Annotated in this window: 17 protein-coding genes; 7 read left to right on the forward strand and 10 right to left on the reverse strand. The window is 64.1% G+C overall.

All coding sequences use genetic code 11. The annotated features are described in order from the left end of the window. Positions 1-15: 15 nt before the first annotated feature. From flgK to flgB, 10 genes are all read right to left on the reverse strand, one after another. Entirely contained in the window at positions 16-1,353 is a 1,338-nt protein-coding gene (gene flgK / locus VMR39_RS16775; RefSeq protein WP_325417162.1) for a flagellar hook-associated protein FlgK, read from the reverse strand. Next, positions 1,350-1,676, reverse strand: a complete 327-nt coding sequence (locus VMR39_RS16780; RefSeq protein ID WP_325417194.1) for a rod-binding protein — start codon at positions 1,674-1,676, stop codon at positions 1,350-1,352. The genes flgK and VMR39_RS16780 overlap by 4 nt, the downstream gene beginning before the upstream one ends. Then, on the reverse strand, positions 1,676-2,776 hold the full coding sequence (locus VMR39_RS16785) for a flagellar basal body P-ring protein FlgI (protein WP_325417164.1): 1,101 nt from the start codon (positions 2,774-2,776) through the stop codon (positions 1,676-1,678). The genes VMR39_RS16780 and VMR39_RS16785 overlap by 1 nt, the downstream gene beginning before the upstream one ends. 13 nt (positions 2,777-2,789) lie before the next feature. Then, positions 2,790-3,470 carry a flagellar basal body L-ring protein FlgH gene (locus VMR39_RS16790; RefSeq protein ID WP_325417196.1) on the reverse strand — a complete coding sequence of 227 codons (681 nt, stop codon included), beginning with the start codon at positions 3,468-3,470 and terminating at the stop codon, positions 2,790-2,792. A gap of 9 nt (positions 3,471-3,479) precedes the next feature. Continuing rightward, complete coding sequence (gene flgG / locus VMR39_RS16795; protein ID WP_311266757.1) at positions 3,480-4,268, reverse strand: flagellar basal-body rod protein FlgG; 789 nt, start codon at positions 4,266-4,268, stop codon at positions 3,480-3,482. 82 nt (positions 4,269-4,350) lie between these two features. Further along, positions 4,351-5,094, reverse strand: coding sequence for a flagellar basal body rod protein FlgF (locus VMR39_RS16800; protein WP_325417168.1), 744 nt, complete (start codon positions 5,092-5,094; stop codon positions 4,351-4,353). A gap of 28 nt (positions 5,095-5,122) precedes the next feature. After that, positions 5,123-5,965, reverse strand: coding sequence for a flagellar hook-basal body complex protein (locus VMR39_RS16805; protein ID WP_325417170.1), 843 nt, complete (start codon positions 5,963-5,965; stop codon positions 5,123-5,125). A 50-nt stretch (positions 5,966-6,015) separates the two neighbouring features. Further along, the gene (locus VMR39_RS16810) at positions 6,016-6,675 is read right to left on the reverse strand and encodes a flagellar hook assembly protein FlgD (RefSeq protein ID WP_325417172.1); all 660 of its coding nucleotides are present in this window, start codon (positions 6,673-6,675) and stop codon (positions 6,016-6,018) included. Further along, positions 6,672-7,082 (reverse strand): flagellar basal body rod protein FlgC, encoded by a 411-nt coding sequence (gene flgC / locus VMR39_RS16815; protein ID WP_325417174.1) that lies wholly within the window; start codon positions 7,080-7,082, stop codon positions 6,672-6,674. The genes VMR39_RS16810 and flgC overlap by 4 nt, the downstream gene beginning before the upstream one ends. A gap of 2 nt (positions 7,083-7,084) precedes the next feature. Beyond that, positions 7,085-7,453 (reverse strand): flagellar basal body rod protein FlgB, encoded by a 369-nt coding sequence (gene flgB, locus VMR39_RS16820; protein ID WP_325417176.1) that lies wholly within the window; start codon positions 7,451-7,453, stop codon positions 7,085-7,087. A 251-nt stretch (positions 7,454-7,704) separates the two neighbouring features. Between flgB and VMR39_RS16825 the strand changes: the two genes are divergently transcribed. From VMR39_RS16825 to VMR39_RS16855, 7 genes are all read left to right on the forward strand, one after another. Beyond that, positions 7,705-8,373, forward strand: a complete 669-nt coding sequence (locus tag VMR39_RS16825; protein ID WP_325417178.1) for a motility protein A — start codon at positions 7,705-7,707, stop codon at positions 8,371-8,373. Further along, positions 8,370-8,879, forward strand: a complete 510-nt coding sequence (locus tag VMR39_RS16830) for a flagellar motor protein MotB (protein WP_325417180.1) — start codon at positions 8,370-8,372, stop codon at positions 8,877-8,879. Before VMR39_RS16825 ends, VMR39_RS16830 begins: the two co-directional genes overlap by 4 nt. Positions 8,880-8,955: 76 nt before the next feature. Further along, positions 8,956-9,522 (forward strand): flagella basal body P-ring formation protein FlgA, encoded by a 567-nt coding sequence (locus tag VMR39_RS16835; protein ID WP_325417182.1) that lies wholly within the window; start codon positions 8,956-8,958, stop codon positions 9,520-9,522. A gap of 46 nt (positions 9,523-9,568) precedes the next feature. Beyond that, entirely contained in the window at positions 9,569-9,847 is a 279-nt protein-coding gene (gene flgM / locus VMR39_RS16840; RefSeq protein WP_325417184.1) for a flagellar biosynthesis anti-sigma factor FlgM, read from the forward strand. Positions 9,848-9,857: 10 nt separating this feature from the next. After that, positions 9,858-10,166: a hypothetical protein gene (locus VMR39_RS16845; RefSeq protein ID WP_325417185.1), complete on the forward strand. Its 309-nt coding sequence runs from the start codon at positions 9,858-9,860 to the stop codon at positions 10,164-10,166. Positions 10,167-10,369: 203 nt separating this feature from the next. Further along, positions 10,370-11,188 carry a lytic transglycosylase domain-containing protein gene (locus VMR39_RS16850; protein WP_325417186.1) on the forward strand — a complete coding sequence of 273 codons (819 nt, stop codon included), beginning with the start codon at positions 10,370-10,372 and terminating at the stop codon, positions 11,186-11,188. A gap of 9 nt (positions 11,189-11,197) precedes the next feature. Beyond that, on the forward strand, positions 11,198-11,639 hold a 442-nt coding region (locus VMR39_RS16855; RefSeq protein WP_325417188.1), incomplete at its 3' end, for an FHIPEP family type III secretion protein.

Consider the following 11,639-nt stretch of genomic DNA (forward strand, 5'->3'; position numbering starts at 1 on the left):
GTCAGTCCTTTCCGATCACATGATATTCAGGATGGAATCGATGGTTTCCTTTGCCACCTGCAAGATCTTGGCAGACGCCGAATAGGCCTGTTGCAGGCGCAGAAGATCGGCGGCTTCCATGTCGAGGTCGACGCCGCTCACGGCTTCGCGCGCGGCGACAGCCTGGTCGTTGCGGCTGGTCGCGGTGTCATATTCGGCCTTGGTCGACGACAGGAGGTTGGCATGGCTAGCCACCAGCGACGTCCAGCTCTGTTCCACGCTGCCATTGCCGCGCAGCGCCGTGCTGACGGTCAGGAGATTGCCGTTGGCGGTGCCGTCAGCCGATTTGAGCGCCAGGTCGGCGGGATCGACGTCGAGGGCGGCCATCGTCGCCGCGCTGCCGGTCCAGGACAGGAGCGCGCCGCCGGCAGCGCCGTTGTCGGTCACGCCCTGCGCGTGCCAGGCATTGACGTCGGTGACGAACTGCTCGGCCAGCGTGTCGAGGTTCTCGCGCCGGTCAGCCACCGTATCGGCGGCGGAGAAAAGACCGCCCAGCGTGCCGCTGGAAGGCGCGGTCAGCGCGGTGCCATCCGCCAAGCTCAGTCCCAGCGTGCCATCGGCATTGGCAGCGACGGCCACGCTGGTGGCGGTGTTGCCGCTGACCAGGGTCTGACCATTGAAAGTGATTTCCGCGCTGTCATGCGCGCCGAAGCTGATCGAGACGTTCAGGTTCGCCGACAGATCCTGCAAAGCCGAATCGCGGCTGTCGAGCAACTGCGCATAGGCCGACGTGCCGGGTTGCGCGCGCAGAAGGCTGTTGTTGATGTCGGCGAGCGCCGAGAGCGACTGGTTGATCGTGTTGACCGACGCCTGCGCTTCGGTGGCGATGCCTTCCGATACTGTTTCAAGGTCGGCGGCGGTCTGGTTGAAGGCCTGCGACACACGGCTGATGCTGTCGAGCGTGGTGACGCGCAGCGAGGTATCGGACGGACTGGCCGCCAGCTTCTCCATATTCTGGAACATGCCGGTCATCAGCTGGCCGATGCCGGTGCTGCTGTCGTTCATCGCAGTTTCCGCGTCGGTCAGCCAGCGGAGGCGCGACGTCGCGCTGCCCAGCGTCATGCCGGTCTGGCGGACCGTGGCGTCGAGATAGGGGTCGGCCGCGCGATTGACGCCGGCAACCTGCGTGCCGCCGAAATTGGCGCGTGCGACATAGAGCGACATCGTTGCGGTCGACGCGCCGGATTCGACGGTCGTCACCGATCGGCGGGCATAGCCGGCAGTGCTGGCATTGGCGATATTCTCGGAAATGGCGGCCATCGCCGTGCGATAGGCCTTGGTACCCGAAGCGCCGATGATGAAGAGGTCGCTCATGCGCTGGTCGCCCCGGTAGCGGCGTCAGCGGCAGGCGCGTCGGACACGCGATCGCCGAACTGCTTCAAAAGCAGCTCGGCAATGCCCATCGCGCCCTTGCTCGCCATCGCATCGGCGGTGCGGGCATCGGCCATGTCGCGGAATTGCTGGGTGGCGCTGGAATCGCCGATGCCCTCGGCCAGGCTGGCCGATCGCATCGCGCCGATCATCTGGCGCAGGAATACGGCCTCGAACTGCTGCGCGACCTTGCCGAGCGCGGCCTTCTGTGAGGTGCCGGTGCCGGTTGCGGTCGCGCCGGCGGCGTTTGTCCCATTGACCTGCATCACAATACCACCAACTCCGCCTTCATCGCGCCCGCCTGCTTGAGCGCTTCCAGAATTGCGACCATGTCCGCCGGGGAAGCCCCGATGGCGTTGACCGCCTTCACTATATCGGCCAGCGACGCTCCACCTTTAAAATTGATCATCGGTTTTTTCTGTTCATCGATGCTGATGTTGCTCGACGGCTCCAGCGCGGTCTGGCCCTGGCTGAAGGGCGCGGGTTGCACGATGCGGGGACTTTCATTGACGCTGACGGTCAGTTTTCCGTGCGCCACGGCGGCCGGATGGATCTTCACCGCGCCGTTGATGACCACGGTGCCGGTACGAGCGTTGACGATCACCTTTGCCGGGGCGTCGGCCGGGGAAACCTCGATATTCTCGATCATGCCCATCATCAGGATACGGTCTTCGGCGCCAGGCGTGGCGTCGATCGCGACGGATACGGCGTCGGTCGCACGGGCGCGGCGGTCGCCGAAGGTCTTGTTGATCCCATCCGCCACACGCAGGGCGGTGGTCAGGTCGGCTTCCGCCAGGTTGAAGGTCAGCGTGGGCGCAGTGTCGAAGCCGGTGGCGACCGCGCGTTCCACGGTGGCGCCGCCCGGAATGCGGCCTGCCGACGGGACATTGACCGACACCTGACTGCCATCGGCGCCGGTCACGCCCAGCCCGCCCACAGCCAGATTGCCCTGCGCCATGCCGTAAATCTCGTTGTCCGCACCACGCAACGGCGTCATGATCAACGTGCCGCCCCGCAGCGACTTGGCCTTGCCCAGCGCCGACACGGTGACGTCCAGCCGCTGCCCAGGCTTGGCGAAGGCGGGCAGATCGGCAGTGACCAGCACGGCCGCCGCATTCTTGAGCGCCGGATTGATGTTCGACGGCAGGGTCAGGCCGAAGCGCGAAACGACGCCCTTCATGCCCTCGGTCGCATATTGGATGCTGTCGTCACCAGTGCCGGCAAGGCCCACGACGATGCCATAGCCGGTCAGCTGGTTGGGGCGAACGCCCTGGAAAGTCCCCAGATCCTTGATGCGCTCGGCATGGGCCGCAGGTGCGACGACCATCGCCAAAATCGGCAGAAGAAGGCGGAACAGGCGGATCATGTTTCCGTCTCCGTCAGAAGGGGCTGATGGCCGAGAAGAAGCGCTGCAACCAGCCCTGGCGGCTGGCATTGGCGATCTCGCCCTTGCCCTTGTAGATGATCTTGGCATCGGCCACGCGGGTCGATGCGATGCGGTTGTCGGGTGCGATGTCGGCCTGACGGACGAGGCCACTGATCTGGATGAACTCGTCGCCGCGGTTGAGCGTCAGCGCCTTCTCGCCCTTCACCAGCATGGTGCCGTTGGGATAGACCTGCGCGATCGTCACGGTGATCTCGCCGGTCAGGGCGTTGGACTGGCTGGCGGCACCCTTGCCGGTAAAGGTGTTCTGCCCGCTCGCGGCGATGTCGCTCGGCGAGAAGAGCTTGGACAATATGCCGGTGGTCGGCGGCGTCAGGCCGATCGATCCGTTGCGGGCGGTATCGGCCGTGTTGCTCTTGGTCGCCTGCGTGCGTTCCACCAGCACAATGGTGATGATGTCGCCCACCGCCGTGGCGCGCGCGCCGCTGGTCAGCGGGGTGTAGCCGATCGACGTCTGGAAGATGGAGCCGTTCGCAGGTGGCGCGGGGGGCGGTGCGATCGTCGGCGAGTAATAGTCGCGCTCGACATCGCGCTTGTTCTTCTTGCCGGCGAGAGCAGGCGAAGCGGCAAGCGCGATCAGCGAAACGGCGGCGATGGCGGTGTGGGACAGGCGCATCATTCAGGCTCAGATATTCTGGTTGACGTACTGGAGCATTTCGTCGGTCGCCTTGATCATCTTCGAATTGACCTCATAGGCGCGCTGGGTCTCGATCATGTCGACCAGCTCTTCGACGATGTTGACGTTCGACGTTTCCAGATAGCCGGACCGCATCAGGCCACGGCCTTCGAGACCTGCGACGCCGACTTGCGGCACGCCGCTGGCGGCGCTTTCGGTCAGCAGATTGCCGCCGATGGAGGTCAGGCCCGCCGGGTTCATGAAGGTGGCGATTTCGATCTGGCCAAGGTTGCTCGGTTCGCTTTCGCCTTGCAGCGTCGCGGATACGGTGCCGTCATTGCCGATCGTCACCGACGTGGCGCCCTGCGGCACGGTGATCTGCGGAATCAGCGGCAGGCCGTCGCTGGTGACGACGGTGCCTTCGGCGGTCACGCTGAAATTGCCGGCACGGGTGTAGGCGATGGAGCCATCGGGCTGCTGCACCTGGAAATAGCCCGACCCTTCGATCGCGATGTCCAGCACATTGTTGGTCTGGTTCAGCGTGCCCTGGGTGTTGATCTTGCTGGTGCCCTGGAGCGCGACGCCCGAGCCGAGGTTCAGGCCATTGGCGAACTTGTTCTCGCTGTCCGAATTGGAACCGGCCTGGATGATCTGCTGATAGGCCAGCGTCTCGAAATCGGCGCGGTCCTTCTTGAACCCGGTCGTGTTAACGTTCGCCAGGTTGTTGGCGATCACGCGCATCTTCGTGTTCTGCGCGTCGAGGCCGGTGCGGGCGACATGAAGGGCGGCGTTGCTCATCGTTCAATTCTCCGTGCAGCTTCCCAAGGGGAGGCTCATACGCTCCTTAAAGCAAGATGCGTGCCAAAATTAACCATTGTCTTCAGCTGTCGAGGCGCATCAGCGACGCGCCGCCATCGTCCAACTGCTTGACGGTATCGATCATCTTGACCTGGGTTTCCCAGGCGCGGCTGGCCTCGATCATCTGGATCAGGGCCTGGGTCGAATTGACGTTCGATCCTTCCAGCGAGCCGGCGGTGACGCTCGCGAGCGGATCGGACGGTAACGCGCCGCCATTCACTTCGCGGAACAGCCCGTCCGTGCCCTTGGCGATGCTGGAGCCGGCGGCATTGACCAGCTTCAGCTTGTCGACCTGTGCCGGGTTCGCGGGGTCACCCCCCTGCGGCACGCCCCAGATGCTGCCGTCCTTGGCGATGGAAATGCTGTCCATCTGCGGCAGGGTGATGGGGCCGCCCTCGCCCAGCACCGCGAGGCCGTCGCCGGTGGTGAGCAGGCCGCTGTCGGTGACGCGCAGGTCGCCGCGGCGCGTATAGGATTCGGTGCCGTCGGCGCCCTGAACGGCGAGCAGGGCATCGCCGTTCATCGCCACGTCCAGAGGATTGCCGGTGGAGGTGACCGCGCCTTGCGCCATGTCGGCGGCGATCACCTGTTCGGAAGCCTGGGCGCGGGTGTCGAAGGTATCGCCCTGGATCCAGCGCGTCTCGGCATTGGCGATTTCGGCACGGAAGCCGACGGTGTTGACGTTCGCGAGGTTGTTCGCGACCGACGCCTGCCGCGCCATTGCGCCGCGCATTGCCGTAAGTGCCGTGTTGACGAGCCGGTCCATGGGCTGATCCTTCTATCCCGTCCGTGGCTTAGGTGCGCAGGTTGACGATGGTCGTGGTCAGGGTGTTGGCTGCCTCGATCGCCTTGCTGTTCGCCTGGAAATTGCGCTGCGCGGCGATCAGGTTCACCAGCTCATCGGTGATGTCGACGTTGGAGCGCTCCAGGAAGCCGGAATTGACGGCGCCGAAAAGGCCCTGATTGCCGGTGCCCAGGGTCGGAGCGCCGCTGGCGACGGTCGAGGTCCAGTGGGCATCGCCCTCCTGACGCAGGCCTTCCTGGCTGTTGAAGGATGCCATGGCGACCTGGCCCAGATAGACGGTGGTGCCATCGGCATAGACGGCCGAAACCAGGCCTTCCTTCGACACGCCGACGCTGTTCAATTGCGCACCGTTGGCGTCGCCGTTCAGGGTGGTCGGGATCTGGAGGTCGGTCAGGTCGGCCGGAGTGGCGCCGGTGGTGGTGCCGGTCAGGTCGCCGGTCTGGGGATCGACCGGAAAGATCTGTATGCGCGATCCGGTGGTGTCGACGGCATAACGGTCTTCATCGACCGAGAAGGCGCCGTTACGGGTATAGCTGACGGTGCCGTCTTCGCCCTTCACGGTGAAGAAGCCTTCGCCGGTGATGGCGAGATCAAGGGTCTTGTCGGTGCCTTCGATCGTGCCCTGCGTGAACTGCTGGGCCACGTCCTGCACGCGCACGCCCTGGCCGGCGACCTGATTGGTGGTCTGCATCGGCGCGGCCGCGAAGATGTCGCCGAACTGCGCCTTGCTCTTCTTGAAGGCGGTCGAGCTGACGTTGGCGACGTTGTTGGAGGTGGTCGCGAGATCGATCTGGGCGGCTTTCAGGCCCGAGAGGGAGATGTAGAAGGACATGGCGTTGCTCCTTGGGTGAAAAGGAAATCGGGGTGGGTGAGTAAGGGAAATTACATCAGGCTGATTGCGTCGGACGGGCTGTAGCTGCCGAGCGCGGTGATCAGTTTCGAAGAGGATCCGTCCGCGGGAGACTGGACGGCGGCGATGGTGGCCCAGGTCGCGACCTTGCTGGTGCTGGCGCCGCTGACCTTGACTTGCAAGGCGGAGGTGGAAACCGTCTCGCCCGCATCATTCTTGCCGTCCCAATAGAAGGTGAGGTCGCCTGCCGGCTGCGCGCCGGTTTCGATCGACTTGACCACATTGCCGGCGGAATCGACCAGGTCGATGGTTGCGCCTTCGGTGGCGGCCGACAGCGTGATCTGACCCGCATAGGTGCCGCTGGCGTCGGGCGCGGCTATGTTGCTCTGGACCAGCATCGACTTGCCGATCCAGCTGGCCGCGTCGCCCAGCCGCGTGCCGGTCAGCTCGCTCGCCAGATTCTTCAGCGTCTGGTTCATTTCCGCGATGCCCGACGAATTTGTGATGGTCGCCATCTGCGACACCATCTGGGCGTTATCGACCGGCTCGAAGGGATCCTGATACTGCATCTGCGCGGTCAGCAGCGTCAGGAAGCTCGACTGGTCCATGGTCGCGCTGCCGGTACCGACGGTCGCGTTCGGATTATAGACCGAAAGCCCCGCGCTGTCGGTGACGGTGGAGGTCGTCGTCATTTGCCGATCCTTATGGTTTCGAGCATCAGGGACTTGGCTGTGTTCAAGACCTGAACGTTATTCTGGTACATGCGGGCGGTTTCGATCATGTCGACCAGCTCGGCATTGCCATCCACGGCTGCTTCCCAGACGTCGCCATTGGCGTCGGCCAGCGGGTGATTGGGGTCGTGACGCTTGGTCGGCTCCGCATTGGTGGTGACGACATTCTTGACCTTCACGGTCGACACGCCCGGCGCGTCGGTGACGGATTCGAACACCGGCTTGATCGCCCGATAGGCTTCGCCTGCGCTGCTCGTGACATTGCCGGCATTGGCCATGTTGGACGCTGTGGTGTTCAGGCGCACCAGCTGTGCGCTCATGGCGCGGCCGGCGATGTCGAAAATGTTCATCGGGGTAGAGCTGCTCATGCTCATTCTCCCTTCAAAGCGCGGTTGATGGTGTTGATGCGCCCCTCAAGGAAGGAGAGGGTCGTGCGATATTTGACCGCATTTTCGGCGAACAGCGTCTGCTCGGTGCTGAGTTCGACGGTGTTGCCGTCCAGGCTGGGCTGCAACGGCGTGCGATAGCCCATCGAATCATCGACGGCCTTCGACACGTCGGTCGCGCTGTTGCCGGCCTGGGTCGTGGCTTCCTTGAGCGCGGACTCGAAATCGATGTCGCGCGCCTTGTAGCCCGGCGTCGAGGCATTGGCGATGTTGGACGCGAGCAGGGAAAGGCGTTGCGAGCGAAGCGCCAGCGCCTTTCCGTGTATCCCGAACAAATTATCTTCGACCGACATGCCCATTCGCTCTCAAAAGGCTCTAAAAGTTTCGTATCGCCTGCCGTTCTGAAGCCTGATGGCCTCTCCAGCGGGTGATCCAGCCTGTGATCAGCAAGAGCCATGCCAATTTGCGTGGGTGACGCATCGGCAAGGCGGGAAATCCCGGAGAAAGGCGGCCGAGCGAAGAGGGGCGGCAAGGGCGGCAAATTTTTGCCGGCCGGCGGCAGGGCGTTGCCGCCTGGCGATGAGATGATGAAGGATGGACGGTCATGGTCGCGATTTTCAGCCATTTGTTCGATCCGCTGACCCTGCTGGCGATGCTGGGCGGGATCGGGCTGGTGGCGGCTTTCCAGAACGGCATGGGTGCGCTGGGCCGCGCCATTGCGGCGCTGCACCCGCTCTTCTCTGACAATCCGTCGCGCGATCGCGATGCGGCTCGCGCTGCCATGCTGAAGATCGATCAGGTCGCGCAGTTGCGTGGCTTGGCATGCACCGATCGGGTGAAGACCGCCAACCCCTTCCTGACCGACGCGGCGCGCAAGCTGGCCAATTGCGACACCACCGAAGCTTTCGAGATCTGGACGATGCAGGAACAGGCCGACCGCGCGCAGCGCCACGGCGCGGTACACAAGGTCTGGCTGTCGATCGCCGACGTGGCGCCGGCGTTGGGCATGGCCGGTACGATCATCGGGCTGGTCGGCATGTTCGCCGCGATGGAGGATCCTGCGTCGCTTGGGCCGTCCATGGCGCTGGCGCTGCTCACTACTTTCTATGGCGTGGTCATCGCCAATATGATCGCGGCGCCCATCGCCGCGCGCCTTGCCGACCTGTCGGAGCGCGAACTGGCCTGGCAGCGCGAGGTGGCGGACAGGATGCTGTCCATAGCCCGGCGTGAAAACGCGCCATTGCGGCGCGCGTCGATTCGCGAGGTCGCATGACCGCCTCTTCCTCTGCGCCATCTTCTGCAACCGCCCGGCGCAATCGCTGGGCGGTGAGTTTTGCCGACCTGCTCCTGCTGTTGCTGGCCTTTTTCGTACTGCTCCAGGCCAGCGGCTCGCGCCGCGACGTCATGCTGGCGCAGGTCAGCCAGCAATTTGGTGGCAGGGCCATGGCGCAAGGCATGGAATTGCGCGCCGCCGACCTGTTTGAGCCGGGCGAGGCGCTGCTGAGCGCCGCCGGCAGGGCGCGGCTGGCTGCGGTTGCGCGGGACTATGTGAAGCGGCCCGGCGGCGTGGAAATACGCAGCCGTGGGTCCGATCCGTCGCGCCAGCGCTTCGATCAGTGGGATCTTGCCGCCGCCCGTCTGGGCGCGATCGCGCGGGCGTTGCAAGGCGATGGAATCGCGCAGGATCGCCTACGGCTTCGTGGCCTCGATCAGGCGGAGGACAAGCCGGGTCAGGGGCAGATGATCCGCATCGCACCGGGGCCGCTGCCGGCCCAATAACGGCAACTGGCACGAAAATTGCTGAAATCACGGCATGATTGTCCGCCCCATTGTCCGCCTTGTCAGGAGACATGCCGTGTTTCGATTTTCGTCCATCCTTCTCGCCTTCGCGCTGGCCGCCGGTCAGCCTGCGCTGGCGCAGCAGAAATTCGAGAATCTCGACCGCATCGACAGCCTGGTCGCCATGACCGTTGGCGCTGGCCTTGGTGAGCCAGGCGGTCCGGTCGCGCCGGTCGATCGTCGCCTGCGTCTTGCCGCCTGCCCCGCCATGCCGACCGTGGAAGGACCGGTTTTCGGCGCCGCGATGGTCAAGTGCGAGGCGCTGGGCTGGCGGATTCGCGTGCCGCTGATGACGGGCGCTGCAACCGCCGCTTCCGGCCCGCTGCCCGGCAATGCCGCTGCCAGCCGTTTCACGCGCGCCGCCGCCCCGGTGGCGGCCAAGGAAAATGTCGTGCGAAAAGGCGATCCCGTCCAGTTGATGGCAGGAAATGCCGTTTTCAGCGTCTCCCGCATGATGGTCGCGGACGAGGATGGCGCCGTGGGCGAGACGATCCGGGTGCGCGAAGACAAGAAAAGTGCGCCCATTTTCGCGCAGGTCGTGGAAATGGGGGTTGTGCGCGTTCCGGGATTTAATAGTTTTTGAACTGGTCCGTTATAGGGTCTGAGGGACGAGTGAAGGATTTTACCCAATGATCAACTCTGTGGGTCAGAGCATCACCAGCGCGATCGGCGCCAACAGCCTCCGGGAAAGCGGCAAGGCGCGCACTGCCGGCAACACGACGGCGGCCGCGGCGGCTGCGTCGCTGGCTTCAGCCAGTCCGGCTGCCCGCATGGCATCTGAAGGCGTGCCGGTCGACATGGACAAGATCGCCGCCATCAAGGCCGCGATCGCTTCGGGCAACTACCCGGTCGACGCCAACGCCATTGCCGAGCGCATGATCGCGCTCGACCTGCCGGCTGCCGGTTAAGGATGCCCATATGCCGCTAAGTCTTGCCGCGCTCGACGATCTGGCCAACGCCGTCGAGCAATTGCGTGGCGTACTCGGCGGCAATGATGTTGTCGCGATCGAATCGGCCAGCGCACATGTTGGCCAAGCCGCTGCGGCGGTGCGTGCGATCGGTGCATGGCGGTCGGACCCGGTTGTGGCCGATCGGCTGAAGGCGATGCAGCCTGTGCTGGACAGTGCCCGCGTGCGCGTCAACCTGCTCGCCGACCATGCCAGCCAGCGCCTGTCCATTCTGGCGTCGCATGGTGCCCAGACCGCGCCGCTGACTTACGGTCGATAAGAGCGTTTTCGAAGCAGGCAAAGCCTGCTGACTCGGAAAACGCGTCAAACCATAGACTCAATTTTCTCTCGTTAATCCTGAAACGGCGCCTTCGAGCGCCGTTTTTCGTTGGGTCGCCCGTATTTTCTTGCGATCGCGTTAACCAAATATTGGCACAAGCCTTGCTCTAATGTCTTCGCTAGCAAAGTGAGGATTTTGGTTTCGTGTCGGCATTCGCAGACATTTCGGCAACGTCGGGATCGACCGGCAATCGCGTGACCAACGCGATTGCGATGGCGAGCCGTCGCACCGGTGTCGACTTCGGCTATCTGCTGGGGCAGGCGAAGATCGAATCAAGCCTCAACCCCACCGCGCGCGCGGCGACCTCGTCCGCCACCGGCCTCTATCAGTTCATCGACCAGAGCTGGCTCGCCGTCGTCGACAAGCATGGCAGCGAATATGGCCTTGGCTGGGCGTCGGATGCCATCAGCCGGGGTGCCAACGGCCGCTATTATGTCGCCGACCCAGATCTTCGCCAGCAGATACTCGACCTGCGCAAGCATCCCGAGACGGCATCCGTCATGGCGGCCGAACATGCCGCCGACAACAAGGCCTATCTGGAATCGAAGCTGGGTCGCGAGGCTGAGCCGGTCGACCTTTACCTCGCCCATTTCCTGGGCGTGGGGGGCGCTTCCAAATTCCTGTCGGTGCATGACCGCGCGCCGGACGCCACCGCCGCCTCGATGTTCCCGTCGGCAGCGCGGGCCAACCGCTCCATCTTCTACGATCGCTCCGGCAACGCCCGCAGCTTCGCCGCGATTCGCGATCGCTTCGCCGCCAAGCTCCAGAAAAGCTCCGACAGCCTCGGCGGCCCGGCCCAATATGCCGACGCTTCGTTGCCCAACGGCGCGAAGACCGTCCAGCCCGCCGACTATGTGCGGATCGAAACCCAGCGCCTCGCGCAGCAGCCTGACATCATGGTCAAGCCGCAGCCGCAAACGGCGCGCCTCGCCTATCTCATGCTTGCCACCCTCGGAAGGTAACGGCCGATCATGTCTCCTGCCCAAGTCAAAGCGAAGATCTGGATGAGCGCCGTCAAGGGAGCCGTGCTTCCCTTTGCGACGTTGATGGTCGTGCTGTTCATGATGGTGCCGGTCCCGGCGATCATGCTGGATATCGGGTTCATCACCAACATCATGATCTCTCTGGCCGTGCTGATGGTGGCGCTCAACGCCGCCAAGCCGCTCGACTTTTCCAGCTTCCCAACCGTGCTGCTGTTCGCGACCCTGCTGCGCCTGGCGCTCAACGTCGCTTCCACCCGCGTCGTGCTGGTGCAGGGTCATGAAGGATCGGACGCGGCGGGTCAGGTGATCGAGGCTTTCGGCCACTTCCTGATCGGCGGCGACTATGTCGTCGGCATCTTCGTCTTCGCCATCCTGATGATCATCAACCTCGTCGTCATCACAAAGGGCGCGGGTCGCGTGTCCGAAGTGT

The sequence above is a fragment of the Sphingobium sp. genome (genome assembly GCF_035511395.1).
Taxonomy (GTDB): Bacteria; Pseudomonadota; Alphaproteobacteria; order Sphingomonadales; family Sphingomonadaceae; genus Sphingobium.

Bases quoted from the DNA above. Each gene is read 5' to 3' on its own strand.
- flgB (WP_325417176.1), bottom strand. From the start codon at position 7,453: ATGTCGGTCGAAGATAATTTGTTCGGGATACACGGAAAGGCGCTGGCG.
- flgK (WP_325417162.1), bottom strand. From the start codon at position 1,353: ATGAGCGACCTCTTCATCATCGGCGCTTCGGGTACCAAGGCCTATCGC.
- VMR39_RS16830 (WP_325417180.1), top strand. From the start codon at position 8,370: ATGACCGCCTCTTCCTCTGCGCCATCTTCTGCAACCGCCCGGCGCAAT.
- VMR39_RS16790 (WP_325417196.1), bottom strand. From the start codon at position 3,470: ATGCGCCTGTCCCACACCGCCATCGCCGCCGTTTCGCTGATCGCGCTT.
- flgC (WP_325417174.1), bottom strand. From the start codon at position 7,082: ATGAGCAGCTCTACCCCGATGAACATTTTCGACATCGCCGGCCGCGCC.
- VMR39_RS16800 (WP_325417168.1), bottom strand. From the start codon at position 5,094: ATGGACCGGCTCGTCAACACGGCACTTACGGCAATGCGCGGCGCAATG.
- flgG (WP_311266757.1), bottom strand. From the start codon at position 4,268: ATGAGCAACGCCGCCCTTCATGTCGCCCGCACCGGCCTCGACGCGCAG.
- VMR39_RS16845 (WP_325417185.1), top strand. From the start codon at position 9,858: ATGCCGCTAAGTCTTGCCGCGCTCGACGATCTGGCCAACGCCGTCGAG.
- VMR39_RS16805 (WP_325417170.1), bottom strand. From the start codon at position 5,965: ATGTCCTTCTACATCTCCCTCTCGGGCCTGAAAGCCGCCCAGATCGAT.
- VMR39_RS16785 (WP_325417164.1), bottom strand. From the start codon at position 2,776: ATGATCCGCCTGTTCCGCCTTCTTCTGCCGATTTTGGCGATGGTCGTC.
- VMR39_RS16810 (WP_325417172.1), bottom strand. From the start codon at position 6,675: ATGACGACGACCTCCACCGTCACCGACAGCGCGGGGCTTTCGGTCTAT.
- VMR39_RS16780 (WP_325417194.1), bottom strand. From the start codon at position 1,676: ATGCAGGTCAATGGGACAAACGCCGCCGGCGCGACCGCAACCGGCACC.
- flgM (WP_325417184.1), top strand. From the start codon at position 9,569: ATGATCAACTCTGTGGGTCAGAGCATCACCAGCGCGATCGGCGCCAAC.
- VMR39_RS16825 (WP_325417178.1), top strand. From the start codon at position 7,705: ATGGTCGCGATTTTCAGCCATTTGTTCGATCCGCTGACCCTGCTGGCG.